We start from the raw sequence: 20,628 nt of genomic DNA, 5'->3' as shown, positions 1-20,628 counted from the left end.
GCGTGCGCGTCAGTCGGCGGCGTCGAGCACGCGGATGATACGGCGGTCCGGAATCAGCCACAGCGCGATAACGGATACGTACAGCCCGATCGCGATCCAGCGGCTGACGAACGCCAGCGGCACCGCCAGCGTATAGAGCGCAATGCTGCCCCAGCCCTTCCAGTCCGAGCCGATCGCGCGGGCGACCGCGGAGGTCTTTCCGTTGCAGGCGATGATCGCGCGCTCGGTCAGCGTATAGCCGATCGCGGCAAGCCCGAGGACGATCCCGTAGGCGGCAGTCGCACCCGCCGCGAACTGGCTTTCGTCGAGCCAGCGGATCACGAACGGCACCAGGCTGAGCCAGAACAGCAGGAAAAGGTTCTGACGTGACCCCCGTTTTTCATCCAGCGGCAACCAGAGACCGACCGTTGTTGTCGCGCAGGAGCGCGGGTGAAGCAACGGGCGGGTTTAAACCCGCCCGTTGCTTTTCGAGTTCGGCGGCGAAGGCCGCTGGTGTGGCGTAGCCGAGCGAGGAGTGCGGCCGCTCAGTGTTGTAGTCGTCGACCCAGCGCGCGAGGATCGCGCGCGCCTGGCGGATGGTGAAGAACAGCGTCTCGTTCAGCAACTCGTCGCGCATGCGACCGTTGAAGCTCTCGACGAACCCGTTCTGCGTCGGCTTGCCCGGGGCGATATAGTGCCACTCGACGCCGGCATCGCCCGACCACGCGAGCACCGCGTTCGAGGTCAGTTCGGTCCCGTTGTCGCTGACGATCATCTTGGGCGCACCGCGCTCGGCGATCAGATTAGCGAGTTCGCGTACCACGCGCTTGCCCGAGATCGAGGTGTCGAGCACCGCCCGCAAGCACTCGCGTGTCACGTCGTCGACGATGTTGAGGATGCGGAACCGCCGCCCCGTGGCCATCTGGTCATGCACGAAGTCCAGGCTCCAGCGCTGGTTGGGCAGCGCCAGCACGGGGGCCGGCGCCCGCGCGCCGACAGCACGCTTGCGTCCCTTGCGACGACGCACCGTCAAACCCTCTTCGCGGTAGAGCCGCTGGGTCTTCTTGCGGTTGATCGTGATGCCGTCCCGGCGCAGCAGGATGTGCAGCCGCCGATAGCCGAACCGCCGGCGCTGCTGCGCCAGCTCACGCAATCGCGACCGCAGGTCGCCATCATCTCCCCGGCACGAGCGGTACCGCATGCTCTTGCGATCCGCTCCGACGACAGCACACGCCCGCCGCTCGCTCATCCCCAGCGCCGTCTGGAGATGCGCGACCGCTTCCCGCTTCGCGGCAGGCGTCACCATTTTTTGACAGCAGGTCCTTCAGACCCGCGTTGTCGAGCATCGTATCCGCCAGCAGCCGCTTGAGCCGGGCGTTCTCCTCCTCGAGCGCTCGCAGCCGCTTCGCGTCGGACACCTCCAGCCCTCCGAACTTGGCCTTCCACGCGTAATACGTCGCGCTCGACATCCCGTGCCGCCGGCACAGGTCCGTCACTACCGCGCCCGCCTCGGCCTCCTTCAGGATGCCGATGATCTGCTCTTCCGAAAACTGCTTCCGCTTCATCTGTCCGTCCCTTTCCGGGGTCGGACTCTAGCTCCAACTGGAGGAAAAAACGGGGGTCACGTCAGACTGGTGCAACTTGCGCAGCACCGGCGATGCTGACCCGGGTCTCCCATAATCCAGCCCGCTGCCCCTGGCCGACCGCGGGCATGAAGATCAGAACACCCGGTAGCAGCTTGAGCCACCGCATGATTGAGCCGGGACAGCTTATAATTAGCATCGTCTGTTGTGGCGTATGAACAATCGAAGGTCCGATTTGAATCGCAGCAGCTCGCTGGTTGGCGGGTGGCGCTGCCCTAACTCATATGTACTCCACGCGAGATGTCAGGCGAGGCCTTTGGCAGGGGCGGCTACTATGTCCTCGTTATCGTCTGCCTCATTAAGCTGGCCAAGCTCGCCAGACGCCCGCGCTTTTCTACCATACACAAGCTCGAACAGGGGCGATGCCATCAGCGTCGTCACGATGGCCATGACGACCAGCATCGAGAACAGCGCAGGACCGATGATGCCCTTTTGCAGACCAATGTTGATGATGATGAGCTCCATCAACCCGCGTGCATTCATCAGCGTGCCGACCGCCATGGCGGTCGCATTGTCCTGACCCGTGACACGGGCTGCCGCCCAGCATGCCAACCCTTTGGCCGCAACCGAACCCTCTAGAATCACGGTAGCGATGGCAGCCAGGTTGAGGCTGTTGACCATTGTGAGTTGCGTGTTGAGCCCTGAGAAGGCGAAGAACGTCGGCACGAGCAGCGCTGTGGTAAACGGTTCAACCTGCTTTCTAATCTCACGGGTCAGCAGCCCACGCGGCATTGCCACACCGAGCAGAAAGCCTCCGAACACCGAGTGCAGTCCGGCAGCGTCCATAGCCCAAGCGCTCAACCCAAACAGCATGACCACGACGGCCAGGATTTGCGGGGTGACCTTACCTTCACGCTCCGCCCAACGGGCAAGTGGCGCCAGCAGCTTTGGACCCAGGACAATCATGAACGCGGCAAACAGACCGCCGCCAACGATGGCCTTGATGGCGACCTCCGGACCTCCGCCAAAGCTCGCCAGGACGATCGCGAGCACCGTCCACGCACCGGCATCGTCGATTGCACCGGCAGACAGTGCCAGCGAACCGAGCGGCGTCTTCGTCAGCCCGCGTTCCTGAATGATGCGCGCGAGCACGGGAAACGCGGTGATCGAGATACAGGCACCCATGAAAAGCGTCGCCTGGACGCTGGTTATGCCTTTGCCGAAGAGATCGAGGTTGAGGAGCCACGGCGTGAGCGCCACGGCAACGAGGAAAGGCGCGGCCATGCCAGACACTGAAACAGCAACCGCGCTCCTTGCGTTCAATCGGAAATGGTCGGTGCGGAAGCCAAGGCCGACGAGAAACATGTAGAGCCCGACGCCGAGCTGGGCACAGACATACAGCACCGGCTTTGCATCCTTGGGGAAGATCATCGCCTGGACGTCGGGCGCAAGCAGCCCGAGCAGCGACGGCCCCAGGATGACGCCGGCGATCATCTCCCCGATGACTTGCGGTTGATCGAAGAAGCGCTTCATGATCCAGCCCATCGCACGGCATGCGGCGACGATGACGAAGACCTGCAAAAAGAATGCTACGCTCAGCTCAGATAGAGCCATATGTCCCCCCCATGCGCCAGCCAGCCGATCGATTGTCGATTGTGTCCGCGGTGCCGCTACCTACCGCGGAAGAAGACGCAAATCGGGGCCGATTTCAAGCCGGATGCATTGCAGATGGTACATGCACTCAAGCATTCCTGATGATCGCTCCAGGTTCTGTTGCCCAAGCGCCACAGGGTAGTCGTTCTAATGTCACGCCTTCAGCGTGGACCGCGATCATGCCCCCATGGCACAGGGATCGGTAGAACGTTGCAGGGTCCGGTTCGGCGTAAGCTCAGTTCGTAAGGAGGCTCAGTCGCGTGCCTGCCATATCCGACACACCGAGCTTGGCAATTCTGCTAACAATTGAGCAGTTGTAGTTGATGTGGTTACCGCGGTTTGGTCTCCATCGTTGTAGGTAATCTGAGAATATGAGACGGCCATTTTTCCCCATGATGCTTGCTGGTGCAACCCTGCGTGACCGCCTTTTTGCGTGTATTGGGGGTAATCGGGGTCGCACTGACGAGCCTCGTGTGCGCTATGGCGCTGCACGGATCTGGGCCGCTCCCGTTGCTGGTGGCGCCGATCGGCGCTTCTGCAGTGCTAATTTTTGCCGTCCCGGCGAGCCCATTGGCACAACCTTGGTCAGTGGTCGGCGGTAACATCATATCGGCGCTGGTCGGCGTAACAGCGGCCCGCTTCGTACCCATACCGTATCTGGCGGCAGGGGTTGCTGTGGGCGGGGCAATTCTGGTCATGTCGCTCCTACGCTGCCTTCATCCCCCGGCGGGGCTGCTGCGTTGACAGCAGTGATCGGTGGGCCTTCAGTGCTGGAAGCTGGTTACGCTTTCCCTCTCGTCCCGGTCGGCGTTAATTCACTGATCCTAATCTTGGCTGGCATCGCGTTCCACCGGGTTTCGGGCCATTCCTACCCGCACCGCGCAGTCCCGGTAGTAGGTCACAAGCTTGCTGCATCCGAGTTAAGCATCCCGCACCCCCTAGACATCGACCTTGCGCTCGCGGATCTCGGAGAAACCTTCGATGTGAGCCGGGAAGACCTCGACCTGCTGTTCCGGCGTGTTGAGTTCCACGCGGCCAGTCGGGCGGCAAGCGGAATTCTCGACAGGCGCCCACGAACTTGACTTTGAATTCATATTTGTAATGCAAACGGGAGTTTTTTAGATTATAGAATCTATTAATATCCTTCTTGCACTATTTATAGCGTTGTTTTGCGATTTGCTCTGGCGATCGGAAGCGAGAGCGGGAAAAATATTGTTAACATCGCTTACAATGGCAATACTGACCGCCACAATTTGGATTGCTCAGGTCGGTTTAGTCCAAGAAGCGGATCCTATATTTTCTTGGGTTGCCATTTTTTCAGCAACGCTTCTGCTAAAGTGGCTTCACACCATTATTCGAGAAGTAGACGGAAAATGACGCTATTGCTCTGTCTAAAGAGAGTTTAGGATACCAGAGGATTCGGGATACTAGTCAGGGTTGCTCTTGGGCGTTCGCCCGAGTTTGGCGACAGGAATAGTTCGGGGTATCTTCGTTAGTTTCTCGGCCGTCCGACAGCGGTAAAAGTCTTCGACGTATCGGCGCGCCGTGTTTTAGATGGCAACTCCCGTCGACTAGACGGTCGGAATGATGCATTCCGTGGATGCGGGTTTTCGGCGATTGGGAGGTCTGCGCAATCCGAAGGCATCCTGCCAGGTCGCACTGAAATTACGGTACTCCCGGCTGCGCCTTCCGCAAGACGATCACCGTGGCGGGCGAGCCTCACCTTCTTCGGCCATCCGCCGGATATCCGCGCCTGCCTTGCGCATGGTATCCTCGGCGCCACGTGCCGCATCTAGAAAATCTTCCTGCGACGCCACGGCGTAATTGCACCCGACCAGGAGCATTTTCGGATCCGTCGATGGCGGCACCTTCGCAGACTTCGCGGCCGGATCGCCGCCGAAGGCATCGACTAACATTTTCGCCATCGCATCACCGGTCGGCGCGAACCCGCCGATCATCGGCCCGGTTTCGGGATCGACAAAGCGGTAATATTGTTCCGTGATCGCGATCGGCGCCCGCGTCATCTTCTGGGCAGCAATCACCCGCTCGGCGCTTGCGCGGGGTAGCAGCGCAACGACCCAGTCGCTCATGAAATAGACGTGGTCGACCGGCTCCCCGAACACCGAGACGTTGCCCTCGACCGCGAAGCCATACAACCCGATCATGCCGTCGAGCGCCTTAGGAAGTTTACTCGGGCGCATCCACGCTGGCGGGCGATACTGCAGGAAAAGCAACTCGGCGAAGGTTCCGAGCGCGTCGCGCGACTGGCAGGACAGGACCTGCGTTAGCGATGCCGGCGTCGGCAGCACCTCATGCTCGGATTGGGCCACGGCTGGCGATGCCGCCAACGCGCTGGCAACCGCGACGGCGACCATCGCTCGCACCGGAAACCGCCTCAGGGTGAAGCGCGTCGGCGACGTGGTCGCGCGGTGGTGACGATGATCCATGTTCGCGGTACTACCCCGCCAGTACGCAGGATCAACTCCAGCGTTACGCATGCCGCTCGTACCGGCCTTTATCCGTGCCGTTCAGCAGCAGCGCACCATGGTCAATCAGCAACCGCAATTGCCGGAAGGCCGGTTCTGCGGCAGCGCCGGGTCCGGTTCCGGCCTCCAGCAGGACCGCGTCGCCATTGACCCGCCACTTGCCCTCCGCCGCCTGATCCGCGGCGCCGTAGCTCATGAACCAGACAAAGCTTTGATCTGGACGTAGCAGCAGTTCCGATCCCGTCTCCATCACACCTAACAGGTGGTAATGACCGGTAAGACTGCGACTGGCGCCGGATGCAACCGCTGATGCATCCGGCGCGTAGCGTGCATTGCACCGCAGTTCTCGCATATCCATCGACGACATGTACAGGAACGACGTCATCGGATCGCCGGCGTCGACGTTCTTGTGGACGTAACGTGGGCCGCCACTGAGCAGGAAGGTCATGAAGCCGCCGTCGTCAGTTTCGAACGCGGCGATCGCTCCTCGATCATGCGGTGCCTGATACGTCTTCGCTACCAAGTCGAAGCTGTAGCTTTCCTTGGCCTCGCCTTCGCGTCGCTTGCAGGTCTTCGCTTCCGCGCAAGCCCAGGTTGTTACCGCCGTACACTGCAGACCCACGGGCGACCGTATCGTGGCAGATGCCGCGGCGGTGGCTAGCAATCCCATCGCCGCCACCGCCGGTCCAACTCGCTTCAACACGATCCATCCTCCGGTCGACACTCCGGCTCGCTGCACACGGTAAGGGCACCGTCCAGCGCGGGCGAACAGGTCCTACCATGATCTTTACTGATGCACCGGCGGATCCATTCGCGACCTGTCACAACGGTCGTGAGCGAGCCGCAAACCAGCCGGTAAAAGCTGAGATTGCGACAGCCGGCACAGCGAGGACGCAGCACATTGCCAGGCCGATTACCCAGAGCGAGATAGTCCCAGCGTTGAGCCATATCACAGGAAGCTGGGCAAACGTCAGGATAACTCCTGCCATCCACCCCCTCGTCTTGAACGCTGCCCCTGCTAGCGCAGCTAGGCCCAACGAGGACGGGTACCAGAGACGCCAGTAGGCGTCGGCATCCCAGGGTTCCGCCGCGCCTGTCACCCAGCGGACGAAAAGCCAGTACAGGACACCGGATACCAGCAAGACGGGGATCTTCATCAGTCCGGTGCTCATCGGCTCATTGTCACATGCAAAATGCCTGAATCCTATTCTCGCCAACCAGGTGCCGGGGTCAAAGCAGATTATCGCGGCTCACCAACCAAACTTTGGATATGGGCGCTGTTGCCTGCAATAGCGCCCGTGCCTCGCTGCATCCGCTTCGCGCGGTACAGAGCCTCGTCTGCCTCTTTAAGCAACGAAGCCCGATCGACATAACTTGCGCCATAGACACAGGCTCCGATCGTCGCAGACACCGTTATAACGCTACGGTCGTCAGGCACGGCGTAGCGTAGGTCTGCGAGCAATCGCGCGATGTCTTGGACGAGTTCTTCGTCCGTACGCCGTCCGCGTAGGATCAGCACGAACTCGTCCCCGCCCAGTCGGGCGATGGAGTGATCGCCCAGATACTGTACTGCTTGCAGCTTGGCGGCCATCACCTGCAAAACCTTGTCCCCTGTCGCATGGCCAAGCCGGTCGTTGACCTCCTTGAACCGATCCAGATCGATGATTGCGATAGCAAGCGGTGCGCCTTCCCGGGCGCGATCGAGCGCAGCTTCCAATTCTTCGTTAAAAGCGCGTCGGCTTGGTATGCCCGTCAGTTCGTCGGTTCGAGCTACCGCAACCAGGCGGCGCTCGAATTGGTACCGGTCCGTGATGTCCTGGATCACTCCCATGACGGCGACACGCTTACCGGCGCGCTCATCGATCTCACCCAATGTGCGCACGCGACGGGGCCGCCCCTGCGCATCTGTGAAGTTCAGCTCCAGATCCCATGCAGTCCCTTGCCGCACACAGCGGTCTAGCGCTGCTTCCAACTTGGCACGATCGTCTTCGGGGTAGAACTGCATAGCTAGGGCAAGCTGCGCTTGCGAGCCCGGTGCCAGGCCGTGGATCGCGTAGGTCTGATCGGACCAGTGTATCCGTCCGCCTTCAAGCTCGAGGCGCCACGACCCGATCCTTGCCATGCGTTCGGCGTGCTGGAGCAGTCTGTGCGTGCGGGCCATGTCACCGAGGGCCTCCTGGCGATCAAGCGCCAGCTGTAGGTTCTCTTTGCTGGTCCGGCGCGCCTCAAGCAGCGCTTCGACGACCCGCGCCATACCGGCGAGTATCTCCAGCTTTTCGCGGGTCGGATCCTGCGGTTTGTCGTCAGCCACGCACAAGGTGCCGATCGGCAGCGCGGCACCTCCTCCTGGTGGTGTCACTCGCAACGGCACGCCTGCATAGAAACGCACAAAGGGTGTATCCACCACCATAGGATTGGTTGCAAAGCGCGGGTCTTCGCGCGTGTCCGCAATGACGAGCAGATCGTCGGCAGCGATCGTATGGGTGCAAAAAGACACATCTCGTGGTGTCTCGCTAGCCTCAAGGCCGCACGCTGCCTTGAACCACTGCCGGTCCGCGTCAACTGACGAAACGAAAGCGAACTTGCAGCCAAAGAGGTGCCGCGCCCCTACAGCGATGGCGTCGAACTCGGCTTCAGGGGGAGTGTCGAGCATATCGAGAGCACGAAGCGCGTCCAGCCGCGCTACCTCGTCGACTATGCCGGTTAGGTTTACCATGGGGGACGGTAGCATAAGTGAGGTTGGCATCGGGTTAACGGCATGTACAGGGTCGGTACATCGCCGCGACTCGCTAATGGCATGGCGGCGACTGAGAGACGCTGGAGCGCTCCCGCTTGATAGGAGCATAAACGTGTCCAACTCGAGCGATCTGAGCACTCTTGTTCGTAACGAAGCGCGCGCGCGGGAACAGGCCGAAACCAGTAACGACGTTTCAGCTCGCATCGCTCATCTGGTTCGTGCTGCCGGGTACGCCAAAATGATCAAGGCTTTGAAGCCATGATGGACGGCGAAACAACCGCTCAGCGCCTCGAACGTCTAATAACGGGTTTCGGTCAGGCTTTGGCGGTCGCGGATGCTGGTGACCAACCGTTGGTAGGCGCGCATCTTCATAAATGCCTTCGAACGGCAATCGCGTTGCGTGCTATTCCCGATAGTTTGTCACGGCCTTTTTAATAGCAATCAGCCCGATATCGTGAAGGCGGCAGCAAACAAGTTCGCTCGCCAGCAAAACTTACCATCCGCGACTTCTAATCCCGCAAACGAACGATGATCGAGACGGATAGGGCGTTCTCGGACTCGATCCCGGTCGATACGATCAGCAGCGCGACGTCAGGCTATTTTTCAACCGCACCGGCCGTTTGTTTAACATATACAGACGGTTCTGCCGAGGCAGATCGTATACACATCAGCGTTAATGGGCACTCACTGACCGCGGTAATCGTCAGAACGAAACCTGTACGCGCCCTACGATTCTGTTTCCGGCGTTGCGTTGATCGGCAAACCTGCTGGCAGTGGCGGTGCGGGAGACGTCAGTCCCAATATAATCGACGCCGATCGTCAGACGGTCACGACGATGCTCGAGACCCAGCCGCCAGTTGGTGTAACTGCCGCCCGGACGAAGACGCTGCACCCGACTGGGGTCGCGGACGCTGCCGGACGAGTGGCCGACTTCGGCCAGCATCGTCAGCGGCGTACCAGGAATACCGGCATTGGCGTTCGCATAGACATACACGTTGCTGCCACCGATCGCGCGCTGCGACGGCGCGCCGATCACGCCGGCCGTGGCGTAGAGCGGACCATAGGCATAGCTTGCCGATACGCCGGCCTCGACATAGTCCATGCGGCCCCGCGCGCCCACGAATGCGTGGCCGGTGGCGTCGGTACGGATACGCACCGCACCCAGATCCCAGTCGGTTCCCACCGAAAGGTCGACGACCGCATCGGCGCCACCGTGTCGCACGCTGTTCCGAAGCGTTACCACGCGCGCCGATGCATCGAGCCGGCCGCGCGAGACGCGAATATCGCCCGCTAGCGCGGCACGTCCCTCACTCCAGCTCAGCCCGCGCCGTTCCTCTTCGCTCATCATTTCCAAGGTTACCGACCCGACATCTTGTGCAAACGCGGGCGTGATCAGGCCGCAACTTGCGGCACCGAGCACGCCCGCCAATCGAACGCGCCGGATCATCCTGCGCGCTGCGGACCGTGGATCCGGTCGAGCTCGACGCGCAGCATCTGCTCGTCTTCCTGCGCCAGCTTTACCAGATGCTGCTGCATGTCCGCGGACTTCGTCGCGACCTCCTTCTTGATCGCGCCATGGCTCGCAACGCACCAGCCGGGCCGGGTGCCGGAAATCACCGGTTCGCTGTCGATGCTGCGCACCAGCCTGGTACCCGACGCCGCGACCGCGTGCCGTGCCACTGACATGCTCGCCGCCCAGTCGCAGCGTAGCGACGACGGTCTTCCGCCGGGTGCAACCGCGCCCACCTGCTTGTGCGTGATGACAACGTCACCGCGATATTTGACGGCGACCGGACCGCTGCGGTGATCCACCTGGTTCTGATGATCGACAGTCATGCCGAGGGCCGCCCCGGTAGCAGCAAGCACCAAGCCGGCGGTTAGAAAATAGGCCATATTCGTTCTCCTTTTGCCATCCCGATCCATTCTGATCGGTAAAGCCAATCCTTACGGACGATGATTCTACAACGATGGTTCAGCGTGTCGGTTCAGCTGAATTGCGGCCGCAAGGCGCGCGCGTGCAGGCGGTCCTTCACGTCGAGACGCAACCGCTTCAGCCGAAATAGCCACAAGGTATCGGGCATGCGTCGCTTCACCTCGCCGCGGATCTGCTCATCCAGCCGGGCATGCAACTGGGTCAACTTGTGAGAAAATATAGGCAAAGCCGCTCTCCAACCAACGATTGAACGATCGGATCAGTCGCGATGAAAGCAGGCAAACAGGCCAGGCCTAGACATCGAGATAACCCGATGCGGTCCGACATCACGTTCGTCCTGAGACGATCGCCAGAGGGGCCCGGCCCGCTCCCTCAAGCTAGGGTTTCGCCGGTCAAGGTCAATAGGAGAGCGAATGGATTTGCAGGAGTTGACATTAGGACACGGGTCCCCAATGTTACTGGCATGTACGCTCCTGCGACACATAAGCGTTTCCGCGACCACGCCGGCCAACTCGCCGCACGCGCTTAGCCCGAGCTCGCGGCCATTGCCGTTCGAGTTCGGGCATTATTCGATCTGACCTTTGGGACGCGTTCTGTGCGCCCATGATCTCGAATAAGTGGAAACCGTGTAGTGGAAAACCAAGTCACGAAATCCGATGATTTGTGTCAGGATGACCGTCAGCATCAAGCTGCCAATCCAGCACCTCAGCCTTTCCTGCGGATGCGACCACAAAGCTTTTTCTCGAACAAATTCGATCTGGAAATCGTAGAAGGCTATTCTAAGGCTGATGCCGAAGCCCGACAGAATGAAGGTAAGGGCGGGCTGAGCCGACTTATGGAGCTCAACCTGGTACTTTTGATCGTTTTGGTTGGCGTACCGGTGCTGGTATATTGCGTCTTATCCTCCGCACTTTAGAACACGATAAGATACCGCCTTCGCGTCGCAACCGGGATTGTGGGTAAAGGTCTCTGGGTCGTCCCACTGAAGCCTCGGGTAAGTGACAATATGTCAGGCGCCCGAGGACCGTTTAGGCACGATAGCGCTGAATGCGAGCGAGTTCCTTTGTGACATTGCAACGCGTAAGCCGATCGGCCGTTGTGGAAAAATGGCAACGAATACCTTACCCCAACGGACCGCGTTAAATCTGCCGCATCTCGCGGTGCTGCTGACAGCAGCGCTTCAAATTCTGACGCCTCTTTTACCGCAGATTAGGATCGGTGAGCCTATCGGATCCCGGTCTCTGGCGGTCCGAACTTTGATAACCCCGGCAGGCTGGGCATTCTCGATCTGGGGCGCGCTCTACCTCGGAGCCACGGTGTTTGCCGTTTTTCAGGCAATGCCCGCACAGCGCCAAGATGCGTTGCTTCATCACCTGCGCTGGCCGGCAGCTGGCGCATTTTGGGAAACGCACTCTGGGCTGCTTACACACAGCTGTACGGGTTAAGCGTCGTATCGGTTCTGATCATTACCTTCACGCTGACGTGCCTGATCGTTGCCTATCATGCCCTGTCGAATGCGACGGTGTCGAAAACCGCGTGGTGGTGTGCGTACCTTCCGTTGAGCGCGCTCGCCGCATGGTTGACCGTCGCTACCACCGTCAACATCGCGGCTAGCCTCAGATATCACGGCGTGGAGGGCGGTGCAGCCGCTCCTGGGATCGGTGCAGCGGTGATCGTGATTGCCGGACTCATCGCGGCCACCGTGCTGATCCGAGGATGTGGCAATCTACCGTACGCAGCTGTTTTCCTTTGGGCGCTTGCTGCTATCTTCGCTGCAGGTGGCCAAGCTGCAGGACCTATTGCCGTAGCAACCGGCGCTGCCGCGATCCTCGTTATTGCAGGCTTGATCGCCGGATATCGACGGCGGGGGTATGCGCCTGGTTCGATTACAGGTTGAACCTAAATCCGTAGCCGAGACCTAGGGTGAATTGGGTCCGGCGCCCGCGTTCGCGGATGAGGGGTGAATCGCCTGCGTTCTGACCTAGTCGATCCAGGCCAGTAAAAAGCGTGACGGCGCTTCGCCGGTTCAGGGGACGAATTACGGTACCGCCTACACCGTAGGACAATAGTCCGCCTGACGCAGATTAAGGTCTAAGCCCGGACCGTTGCGACTGGAGCGCATCGATGCCGAAATACGTCTCGATATACTCGCGGCTTGCCAGCGTTGCTCGAGGCCCGACGTTGATGATGGTCCGTCCCCGGCGCGCCTGGTAAGCAACTGACCCGTCGGCGACAACGCCGTCATGCCCGCCGAAGCCGCGACGAACTTCGATCCGTCCACGCCATGGCCCAGCCCGTTTCTCGACGAAGCCTCCCACCTCAACAGCTGCATCTACGTCGCCGAGGCCGCGTAGCGCGTCACTCCCGCCTGTAATGAGGAACGGCGATCCCCCGCGCTCCTCATCTCGCCCGAAGCGGAGCTTGGCGAGAGGTCCTGCCTTCCACCCGTCGTGGTTCACCACGTTCCAGCCCAAACCGTCAGGAATTGAGGCAAAGATCACGTCCTTGTAGTTGATCCGCAAGTCGGGGAAAATCGACAAGGCCATGTCTCGCGAGCCTTGCCATGCAGGGCTGAGGACTGGCGCAACGCCAACGGTAATGCTCCATCCGGCAGTGCCTGCCTCCAATGGCCGATCTGCAGGCGGGCTTGACCTCGGGTCAGTTTGCGCGAAGCAAGGTTGAGCAGAGACTAGCGCGATGATGGCTAAAACGGCGCGCATCTTGATCCCTTTTTTGACCCTGTTGGTGGACGGCCGGACGGTCATAATCAGCAGCCACCTTATCCCTGTGCGTCGTAAACGCCAGTCCCGGTAAATGGAGTACGGCTATACCCACAGCGTATGACCGGTCCGCTTTCAATGCCGGCGGACGCGTTCAAACTCAGGCCGAAGCAGCCGCTCGCGTTTTCCACAGGGACCAGCCGACGCCGCAACCCAGTATCGCAAAGGTTACCGCCAACGACGCTGCGGGCGGGAATTTGGCGAACCCGAACATGTCGGCAACGAAGATTTTCGAGCCAATAAACACCAGCAACGCAGCCAAGGCGTATTTCAGGTAATGGAACCGGTCGACCATTGCGGCGAGCGCAAAATAGAGCGCGCGTAACCCAAGGATAGCAAAGATGTTCGACGTGTAGACGATGAATGGATCCGTGGTGATCGCGAAGATGGCCGGCACGGAATCGACCGCAAAGATGACGTCAGCGCATTCGATCATGACCAGAGCCAGTAGTAACGGCGTGGCGATCCGGCGCATGCGCCCAGTTGCTGGGTCCTGCTCTTTCACCCAGAAACGTTCCCCGTGAAGTTGGTCGGTAACCGGCATGCGCTGGCGAACCCAGCGTAAAACGGGCGAACTGGCTACGTCATATTCCGTGTCGGCAGTCAGCCACATCTTGATACCGGTGAAAACCAGGAAGGCCGCAAAGACGTATAATACCCATTCGAACCGATCGACCAACGCCGCGCCAAAACCGATCATCACTGCACGCAGGACAATGACACCTAGAATGCCCCAGAACAGTACGCGGTGCTGGTGGATGCGGGGAATGGCGAAGTAGCCGAATATCATGGCGATGATGAACACGTTATCCATCGCGAGGCTCTTCTCGATGACGAAGCCCGTCACGTAGTTGAGACCGGCAGTAGGCCCGATATACCACCAAATCCACCCGCCGAACGCCAGTCCCAGCGTGATGTAACCTGCTGACAATGCGAGGCTCTCGCGCACACCGATTTCCCGCTGTCCGCGGTGCAACACACCCAGATCGAGGATCAGCAACGTTGCGACGATGCCGAAAAATGCCAGCCACATCCAGACAGGCGTACCAAGGAATGACAAGGAGAGCAGCTCAGGCATGGGGACCTCTAACAAACATGATGACGTGGGGCGAGATCAGCGGTCAGGAGGGCCGGTATCTCGCGTGTGGTGGGCACAAGCGGCCTCTCAGGCCCAACTCAAAGCGCTACAATTGCAGCACAATTGGAGAAGTCGGGGTTCGGCGCGCCATCGCGATACGCGCGTGCTCGTCCAACTGCTGATGGAGCTGTGCCGATCTGTTCGTTTCCATGCTCAGAGCCTCTTTTCAATCGGTGATCGAAAGCTCGGATCATCAACGACGACAGGAGGCAAAGCGGCCAGGCCTATATCGAGATAACCCGATGCGGTCCGACATCACAATAACCCGAGGGAAATTGTCAGAGGGGCCCGGCCCGCTCTTTCTAGATAGGACATGGCTCCCGGTGATCAAGCTGTTTCACTGTTTGATAATTACTGTAGTCGGCACTCAAACTGCCGCACTTCCCTTCCCAAAATATTACGCTGACCGGAAAAAGGGGTCGGTCGAAAACACTTGCTTCTGGACACTCAGTTTGGCGATCCGCAAGCCTGAAGGCCATTCGCCAAGCCATGAGCCGCAACGTGCCCGCCGGCAGGTACTCTGCTTGCGGCAGGCAAGCCGTGCGGCGTATGTCGCTACTGCTGGTGGGGGAAATGAATGGCGAATGGCAGTAGCAGCCGCGGAAACTCGGTGGTCGGCGAGCGCTGGCCGCTCTTCTGGGCAGGCTGTGCGGCGATCAGCGTTGGGGTTGCACTTCACCTACCGATGCTCGCGATGGCCCATACGATGGGCAATCACCTGTCGGGTATGCCGATGGACGGATGGATGTACCTGGGCATGGCGCTGATCGGCGTCGGCGTGCCGGCAGCTATATTTGGCGCTTTACCCAAGAAACGGCCTGATCACAGGGCAGGCGTTGGCGTCGCATATGAAGCGCCCGATGATACCCCTCTGACGCGCTCGCATGCGGCCGTTCTGCTGGTGCTTACCCTCGGGCTCATCATCGACACTATGAAGCCAGCAACGCTCGGCTTCGTTCTTCCCGGCATGCGGGGCGAGTATGGGCTCGCCAAATCGACCGTTGCCCTGCTTCCGTTCGTTGCCCTTACGGGGACCACAGTTGGCTCGTTCTTGTGGGGATGGCTTGCGGACATCTACGGTCGACGTGTGTCGATCCTGTTGTCGACGATCCTGTTCGTTTCGACCTCCATCTGCGGAGCTATGCCTTCCTACAGCTGGAACCTGGTCATGTGTTTTCTGATGGGGTGCTCGGCTGGCGGAATGCTGCCCGTCGTCTACACGCTGTTAGCAGAGATCATGCCTCCGCGGCATAGAAGCTGGGTCCTTGTGCTGGTTGGTGGTACGGGACTGGTCGGTGGCTACCTCGCAGCTAGCGGTGCAGCGCATCTGTTCGAGCCCCTGTTCGGCTGGCGTAGCTTGTGGCTGCAGGGCTTTCCCACCGGTTTGCTGCTGCTTGCGATGGCAAGGTGGATACCTGAGTCCCCGCGATTTCTGTTGGAACGGGGTATGGACGCCGAACTAGCGGACATGGCTCGAAAGTTCGGAATCGTCAGGCGTGCGCCGCAAGCAGCGCCAGCGGACGCTGGCAGCGCCGCGGCTCACCACCGCGAGTTGACTATCGCCCTGGTGATCACGGCCGTGTCTTGGAGCTTCGTCAACTTCGGCTTGCTGCTATGGTTGCCTTCCGATCTCCAGGATCGAGGCTTCAGTGCTGAGCTTGCGAGCGGCATCATCGCAAGCTCAGCACTTGTTGCCCTGCCCACGATCATGATCGCGGCCTTCCTTTACAGCCGATGGAGCAGCAAGCGCACCCTGATCGGCACTGTGCTTCTCACACTCGCCGGGCTTGCCGGAGCCCTACTGCCGGCGCCTACGCTGGCTTGGCCACCACTGCTCATCGCTGTGATCGCATTGTTGGTTGTTGGCACAAACGGATTGATCGCCGTGCTACTTCCCTATGCAGCCGAAAACTACGCATTACGGGTCCGTGGGCGTGCCACCGGGCTTATCGCGGGGAGTAGCAAATTTGGTGGCGTTGCTGTCCAGCTGGGCGCCTTCGCAGGGCTGATCCCGACGATGGGGGGCGCGGCAATCGCGCTAATTGTACCAATGACGCTGTCAGCGGTACTGATCGGGCGCGCAGGAAGAGAGACGCGAGGCCGCAGCTTACGCGAGCTGGAAACAACGGCTTAGCTGTCGGCTCGACATAGGCCTGCGGAGTGTCCTCCTCAGCGGTCAGATATGTGAAAAACCCAGTCGCAATCACGACTGCATGACAAACAGGTGATTCCAGACGGTAGCCTCTCGAGCGTTGCAAAACGCCGTCGCCAACCCCGATTGGCGACTATCGTGTATTTTCCGACAGGTACTACGCGTCCGTCAGTAGCCCACTAGCGCCCGACAATCTCAAGCGTCGCGATGGTACTGTGCTCATTGATAGGAGGGGCTATTCGCAGACCCGATTAGACTCCACACCGTGATGAAGATCGCTGCGGCAACGGGTCCGATCAGCAGGCCGTTGAACCCGAACGCCGCCAGCCCACCAAGGGTTGTGACCAGAACCACGAAGTCCGGGATGTTTGTCTCCCGGCCGATCAAGATCGGACGCAGCACATTGTCCACCGACCCGATCACGAGAAGGCCAGACGCGGTCATAATCAGCCCGTGCCACATGTCAGCAGTCGCAAAGAGATAGATCGCCACCGGCACCCAGACAATACCTGTCCCCACGGCAGGCAGCAGCGACGATAGCGCCATGACGACCGCCCACAAAAGAGCGTTGGGCACGCCGAGTAGGGTCATGATGGCACCGCCGACCGAGCCCTGTGCCGCCCCGACTAGGTGTTTAGTCCCGGCATATGGTGGATCGGATCGACGATGAACCTGTCCGGCTCTGACGTCCAGATCTTGGCGATGTATTCGTAGGGTGTGAGGCCGCTGAGCGTCTTCAGTCGGCGGGTAAAATTATACGCAGCCATGAAGTCGGCAAGGTGCGTCCGTAGCTGCTCGTGGCTCTCGTAGTGGAAGCGTTTGACGGTGGCTTCCTTGATGGTGCGGTTCATCCGCTCAACCTGACCATTGGTCCAAGGGTGGTTCGGCTTGGTAAGCCGGTGCTCGATGTCATTGGCTTCGCAGATCATGTCGAAGCGCATCTGCCGCGACCAGGCGGTGTTGCGGTTGCGCGGCTGCTCGGCGAACTGGATGCCGTTGTCGGTCAGGATCGTGTGGATTCGGTACGGCACCGCTTTCAGCAGGTGTTCCAGAAATTCCCAAGCCGTCCGCCTGTCAGCCTTGTCGACCAACTGCGTCACCGCGAACTTACTCGTGCGGTCGACGCCTACGAACAGATAAAGCTTGCCTTCGGCGGTCTGCACCTCGGCGATATCCACGTGGAAGAAGCCGATAGGGTAGCGTTTGAAGCGCTGCCGCTTTGGCTTGTCGCCTTCGATGTCCGGCAGACGGGAGATGCCATGGCGTTGCAGGTAGCGGTGCAGTGCTGACCGGCGCAGGTGCGGGATCGACGGCTGCAATGCGTAGAGGCAGTCGTCCAGCGGCAGCAACGTGTGACGCCGGAATGCGACGACCGCTGCCTCCTCGGCTTCGGTTAGGGTCGTGGAGTGAGGGGCCTTCGGCCCGGTCTTCAAATCCTCGACCGTCGTTCGCTTACGCCACTTCGCCACCGTCTTCGGGTTTATCCCAAGCTCCCGGCTCAGCGTCGAGAGCGAAGCTTGCGATCGCTGTATTGCTGCTCTGATGGCGTGCGTGGTCGTGGCGCTCCCGTGACGTACCTGTCCCATATGGCTTCCTTCCATTCCAACGAAAGGATCGCACCATCAAACCGTGGGATCAAACACCTAGTACAATCGCCGGTCGCCGGATCCGTGGTGAAGCCGGGCACGATAGCGATCGTTGCTGCTGACAGTCCGACCACGTCTTCCACTATCACGAAAACCTTCACGGACGCCGTTCAGCGAACCCTCCTTCGAACACCTTTCCTGCCCCTGCCCGACGCAAACCACAGCCTTTACGTCGCCAAGGTCGAGGTATCGCAGACACAGCGCGGCGTCGTCCGGTCCGGCAACGACCGATCGGATCGGCCGGGCATGGCAGCGGGCCTCGGAGGCCTGTCGCTGACTTTGCCTTCGGGGAAGGACCAATTGCGCGGTCTGATCGTAACCCGTCTCAAGGTGACTGTATCGCTGCGCTGCGACAATCACGTCGTGTGGACGGGGCAGGCGACCACGGTGCGCGCTAGTGGCACACTAACGGGCGATCCCTCCGTTGTCGCTACGGCGCTGTCAGACGCCCTCCTGACGTGGTTCCCTCGGCAGTTACCGGGACCGTTGTCTGTTCCGTAAGGCCTGATAAACGCGGTGATCATCCGCCGACGATCCGTGGCAACACGCCGCTGCGGTAATTCATCGATCCGCCCCTGCTGCCGAGTGCTCCAGTCCTTTGAGCGCTGGATCGTGAATCAGCCCATGCCAGATCGCATCGCAATCGGCGGTCGCGCAATACCCTGCGCATGCTTAAGGAGAAGGGCGGTCGTCGTATCGCGATTGGCTGCTGGTGAGAATATGTACCCCTGCCCTAACGCACAGCCGATCGCGCGAAGCTGTTCGACTTGTTCTTCAGTTTCTATCCCCTCGGCGACGATCCTGATGCCCATCTTTTTCGCGGTACGGATCAGGCCTTCGACGATGGTCACGCTGACACCGTCGGGTTCCAGGTGGTCAACGAACAGTTTGTCGATCTTGATGACATCGACGGGAACGGTGAGCAGGTGGGTCAGCGATGCGAAACCCGTTCCGAAATCGTCCAGCGCGACCCGTATGCCGTCAGCGCGAAGTGCCCTGATCGCTTGCTGAATCGCTTGGTCCCCGCGGCCCATGTACACCGTCTCGGTTACCTCGAGAATGACGTGATCGAGAGGAACCCGCTCGCGTTCGAGCGCCGCAGCAAGGACCTGCCCGACGGCACCGCCACTCAAATCCGCAGACGAGACGTTGATACCGACGTGTTGGAACGGAATACCCAAATCCAGCCAACGGCGTAGGTCAGCCGCGACAAGAGCCATCATCCTGGCAGTGAGCGAGGTCGCAACCTGGGCGTCGGCAGTCGCCTCATGAAAAGAGGCAGCCGAGACCAGATTGTCGCCGATGCGCATGCGGCAAAGCGCTTCCAGGCCGACGATCTCGCGCGTGTCTAGTCGGAAGATCGGTTGATAATGGGCCTCGATCCTGTCCTCTCGCAAAGCCGCACTTAGATCCCTGATTGCGCCCATGCGCCGCGTCATGTTCGAGCGGAGCCCTGCCCAGTATCGTACAAAACCACCACGACCGGTTTCCTTGGCGTGGTAAAGGGCAAAGTCGGCATTCTGCCGAACACTCCCAACCCCGGCGTCGTCCGATGAGAACGTAGCGCCTCCGATGGTAGCGCGAGGGACGATGCTATGCCCGCCGCAGTCGGCAGCAACCGAGAGCGCACTTAGAACCTCATCCGCGATCTTCTCCAGGTCACGAAGGACATCGTTAGCCTGGAGAATGACAGCAAACTCGTCGCCACCGACGCGAAACGTTCGCCCGGGGCTGACCGCTGCTGAGATCCTGTCGCTGGCGATCTGAAGAAGCTCGTCACCCGCATGATGCCCGAACGTGTCATTCACGACCTTGAGATTATCGAGATCCAACACGAACAGTGCCCAACTGCCCACCGCAGCGCCTTTGAGTTTGGAAAGTGCGGCATGGTAAGCGGCCCGATTGGGGCAACCGGTCAAGGCGTCGGTAAAAGCCCGTCGTTGGTGCTCGAGGACACGCTCATGTCGCTCGATAGCGATTTGCGTGAGGTTAACGCAGTTAGCCACCACCTCGCGCTCAAAGGCCGTCGGTCCGCGGGCGCTGCGATAGTAGAAAGCAAAAGTTGCGATCGCGCGACCGTCTGCATCACATATCGGACTGGACCAGCAGGCGCGCAGCCCGTGCGGAAGTGCGAGGTCTTTGAACTGCGCCCAGCGGACGTCGGTCTCCATATCAACGACGGTGATTTCTGTCTTTAGATAGGCGGCAGTTCCGCAGGAGCCGGCTAATGGGCCTGCAGACAAACCATCCAGCGCTTGGGAATATACTTCCGGAAGGCTCGGGCCGGCTAGTGGATGAAGCAGGCCTGCCAAATCGACGGTCAGGACTGAACAGATCACCTCAGGGAGGATCCGCTCTACTTCTGCACACAGCGTGGTACACGTTGGTTCAAGCCCGGCACCCTTGGCAATCATTTTCAAAATCGCATTTTGAAGATGAAGCAGGACGCTTACTGTGTCATTGCCTCCTTGATACCGAGAGTTTTCAGGAAGGCTCATGGAAGCGGAACCTATCAAATCACTGGTTTAAATATCTTTAATG

At 60.1% G+C, this 20,628-nt stretch carries 16 protein-coding genes and 2 pseudogenes; 4 read left to right on the top strand and 14 right to left on the bottom strand.

Translation table 11 applies throughout. The features are described 5' to 3' along the window. Window positions 1-9 precede the first annotated feature (9 nt). From QP164_RS03145 to QP164_RS03135, 3 genes are all read right to left on the bottom strand, one after another. Window positions 10-330: a hypothetical protein gene (locus tag QP164_RS03145; RefSeq protein ID WP_333922099.1), complete on the bottom strand. Its 321-nt coding sequence runs from the start codon at window positions 328-330 to the stop codon at window positions 10-12. Between the two features lie 49 nt (window positions 331-379). Then, a protein-coding gene (locus QP164_RS03140; protein WP_333922098.1) for an IS3 family transposase occupies window positions 380-1,544 on the bottom strand; the annotation gives its coding sequence in 2 pieces (ribosomal slippage) (window positions 380-1,289 and window positions 1,288-1,544; 1,167 coding nt in all). A gap of 321 nt (window positions 1,545-1,865) precedes the next feature. After that, window positions 1,866-3,176: a cation:proton antiporter gene (locus tag QP164_RS03135; protein ID WP_333922097.1), complete on the bottom strand. Its 1,311-nt coding sequence runs from the start codon at window positions 3,174-3,176 to the stop codon at window positions 1,866-1,868. A gap of 519 nt (window positions 3,177-3,695) precedes the next feature. Between QP164_RS03135 and QP164_RS03130 the strand changes: the two are divergent. Beyond that, window positions 3,696-4,030: pseudogene (locus QP164_RS03130) on the top strand (HPP family protein); the annotation flags it as partial. Between the two features lie 885 nt (window positions 4,031-4,915). Here the strand turns inward: QP164_RS03130 and QP164_RS03120 are convergent. The 6 genes from QP164_RS03120 to QP164_RS03095 form a co-directional block, all read right to left on the bottom strand. Continuing rightward, window positions 4,916-5,662 carry a hypothetical protein gene (locus QP164_RS03120; protein ID WP_333922096.1) on the bottom strand — a complete coding sequence of 249 codons (747 nt, stop codon included), beginning with the start codon at window positions 5,660-5,662 and terminating at the stop codon, window positions 4,916-4,918. Window positions 5,663-5,705: 43 nt separating this feature from the next. Then, on the bottom strand, window positions 5,706-6,380 hold the full coding sequence (locus QP164_RS03115) for a hypothetical protein (RefSeq protein ID WP_333922095.1): 675 nt from the start codon (window positions 6,378-6,380) through the stop codon (window positions 5,706-5,708). Window positions 6,381-6,941: 561 nt separating this feature from the next. Continuing rightward, on the bottom strand, window positions 6,942-8,354 hold the full coding sequence (locus QP164_RS03110) for a diguanylate cyclase domain-containing protein (RefSeq protein ID WP_333922094.1): 1,413 nt from the start codon (window positions 8,352-8,354) through the stop codon (window positions 6,942-6,944). A 787-nt stretch (window positions 8,355-9,141) separates the two neighbouring features. Beyond that, on the bottom strand, window positions 9,142-9,885 hold the full coding sequence (locus tag QP164_RS03105; protein ID WP_333922093.1) for a TorF family putative porin: 744 nt from the start codon (window positions 9,883-9,885) through the stop codon (window positions 9,142-9,144). Next, window positions 9,882-10,331, bottom strand: coding sequence for a hypothetical protein (locus QP164_RS03100; protein ID WP_055876914.1), 450 nt, complete (start codon window positions 10,329-10,331; stop codon window positions 9,882-9,884). Before QP164_RS03100 ends, QP164_RS03105 begins: the two co-directional genes overlap by 4 nt. A gap of 92 nt (window positions 10,332-10,423) precedes the next feature. Continuing rightward, complete coding sequence (locus tag QP164_RS03095; RefSeq protein ID WP_333924171.1) at window positions 10,424-10,567, bottom strand: DUF465 domain-containing protein; 144 nt, start codon at window positions 10,565-10,567, stop codon at window positions 10,424-10,426. A gap of 435 nt (window positions 10,568-11,002) precedes the next feature. Between QP164_RS03095 and QP164_RS03090 the strand changes: the two genes are divergently transcribed. Together QP164_RS03090 and QP164_RS03085 are read left to right on the top strand one after the other, a co-directional pair. Beyond that, a complete protein-coding gene (locus QP164_RS03090; protein ID WP_333922092.1) occupies window positions 11,003-11,287 on the top strand; it encodes a hypothetical protein in 285 nt (94 codons plus the stop codon). 483 nt (window positions 11,288-11,770) lie between these two features. Next, window positions 11,771-12,268 (top strand): hypothetical protein, encoded by a 498-nt coding sequence (locus tag QP164_RS03085; protein ID WP_333922091.1) that lies wholly within the window; start codon window positions 11,771-11,773, stop codon window positions 12,266-12,268. Here the strand turns inward: QP164_RS03085 and QP164_RS03080 are convergent. Further along, a pseudogene (locus tag QP164_RS03080) lies at window positions 12,258-13,091 on the bottom strand (MipA/OmpV family protein). The gene QP164_RS03085 and the pseudogene QP164_RS03080 sit on opposite strands and share 11 nt — an antisense overlap. Before the next feature lie 160 nt (window positions 13,092-13,251). Next, window positions 13,252-14,229: a TerC family protein gene (locus QP164_RS03075; RefSeq protein WP_333922090.1), complete on the bottom strand. Its 978-nt coding sequence runs from the start codon at window positions 14,227-14,229 to the stop codon at window positions 13,252-13,254. A 637-nt stretch (window positions 14,230-14,866) separates the two neighbouring features. Here QP164_RS03075 and QP164_RS03070 point away from each other — a divergent pair. Beyond that, window positions 14,867-16,423: an MFS transporter gene (locus QP164_RS03070; RefSeq protein WP_333922089.1), complete on the top strand. Its 1,557-nt coding sequence runs from the start codon at window positions 14,867-14,869 to the stop codon at window positions 16,421-16,423. A gap of 237 nt (window positions 16,424-16,660) precedes the next feature. Here QP164_RS03070 and QP164_RS03065 read toward each other — a convergent pair whose 3' ends face one another. The 3 genes from QP164_RS03065 to QP164_RS03055 form a co-directional block, all read right to left on the bottom strand. Continuing rightward, complete coding sequence (locus QP164_RS03065; protein ID WP_333924170.1) at window positions 16,661-17,134, bottom strand: AI-2E family transporter; 474 nt, start codon at window positions 17,132-17,134, stop codon at window positions 16,661-16,663. Beyond that, window positions 17,068-18,027, bottom strand: a complete 960-nt coding sequence (locus QP164_RS03060; protein WP_333922088.1) for an IS481 family transposase — start codon at window positions 18,025-18,027, stop codon at window positions 17,068-17,070. The genes QP164_RS03065 and QP164_RS03060 overlap by 67 nt, the downstream gene beginning before the upstream one ends. 677 nt (window positions 18,028-18,704) lie before the next feature. Next, window positions 18,705-20,585, bottom strand: coding sequence for a putative bifunctional diguanylate cyclase/phosphodiesterase (locus QP164_RS03055; protein ID WP_333922087.1), 1,881 nt, complete (start codon window positions 20,583-20,585; stop codon window positions 18,705-18,707). Between the last annotated feature and the right edge of the window lie 43 nt (window positions 20,586-20,628).

The sequence above is a fragment of the Sphingomonas sp. LR59 genome (assembly GCF_036855945.1).
In the GTDB taxonomy this organism is placed as follows: Bacteria; Pseudomonadota; Alphaproteobacteria; order Sphingomonadales; family Sphingomonadaceae; genus Sphingomonas.
The sequence above is the reverse complement of the archived record's forward strand: the minus strand, read 5'-3'. Positions and strand labels throughout refer to the sequence as shown.

Bases quoted from the DNA above. Each gene is read 5' to 3' on its own strand.
- QP164_RS03120 (WP_333922096.1), bottom strand. From the start codon at position 5,662: ATGGATCATCGTCACCACCGCGCGACCACGTCGCCGACGCGCTTCACC.
- QP164_RS03070 (WP_333922089.1), top strand. From the start codon at position 14,867: ATGGCGAATGGCAGTAGCAGCCGCGGAAACTCGGTGGTCGGCGAGCGC.
- QP164_RS03100 (WP_055876914.1), bottom strand. From the start codon at position 10,331: ATGGCCTATTTTCTAACCGCCGGCTTGGTGCTTGCTGCTACCGGGGCG.
- QP164_RS03075 (WP_333922090.1), bottom strand. From the start codon at position 14,229: ATGCCTGAGCTGCTCTCCTTGTCATTCCTTGGTACGCCTGTCTGGATG.
- QP164_RS03135 (WP_333922097.1), bottom strand. From the start codon at position 3,176: ATGGCTCTATCTGAGCTGAGCGTAGCATTCTTTTTGCAGGTCTTCGTC.
- QP164_RS03105 (WP_333922093.1), bottom strand. From the start codon at position 9,885: ATGATCCGGCGCGTTCGATTGGCGGGCGTGCTCGGTGCCGCAAGTTGC.
- QP164_RS03110 (WP_333922094.1), bottom strand. From the start codon at position 8,354: ATGCTCGACACTCCCCCTGAAGCCGAGTTCGACGCCATCGCTGTAGGG.
- QP164_RS03055 (WP_333922087.1), bottom strand. From the start codon at position 20,585: ATGAGCCTTCCTGAAAACTCTCGGTATCAAGGAGGCAATGACACAGTA.
- QP164_RS03060 (WP_333922088.1), bottom strand. From the start codon at position 18,027: ATGGGACAGGTACGTCACGGGAGCGCCACGACCACGCACGCCATCAGA.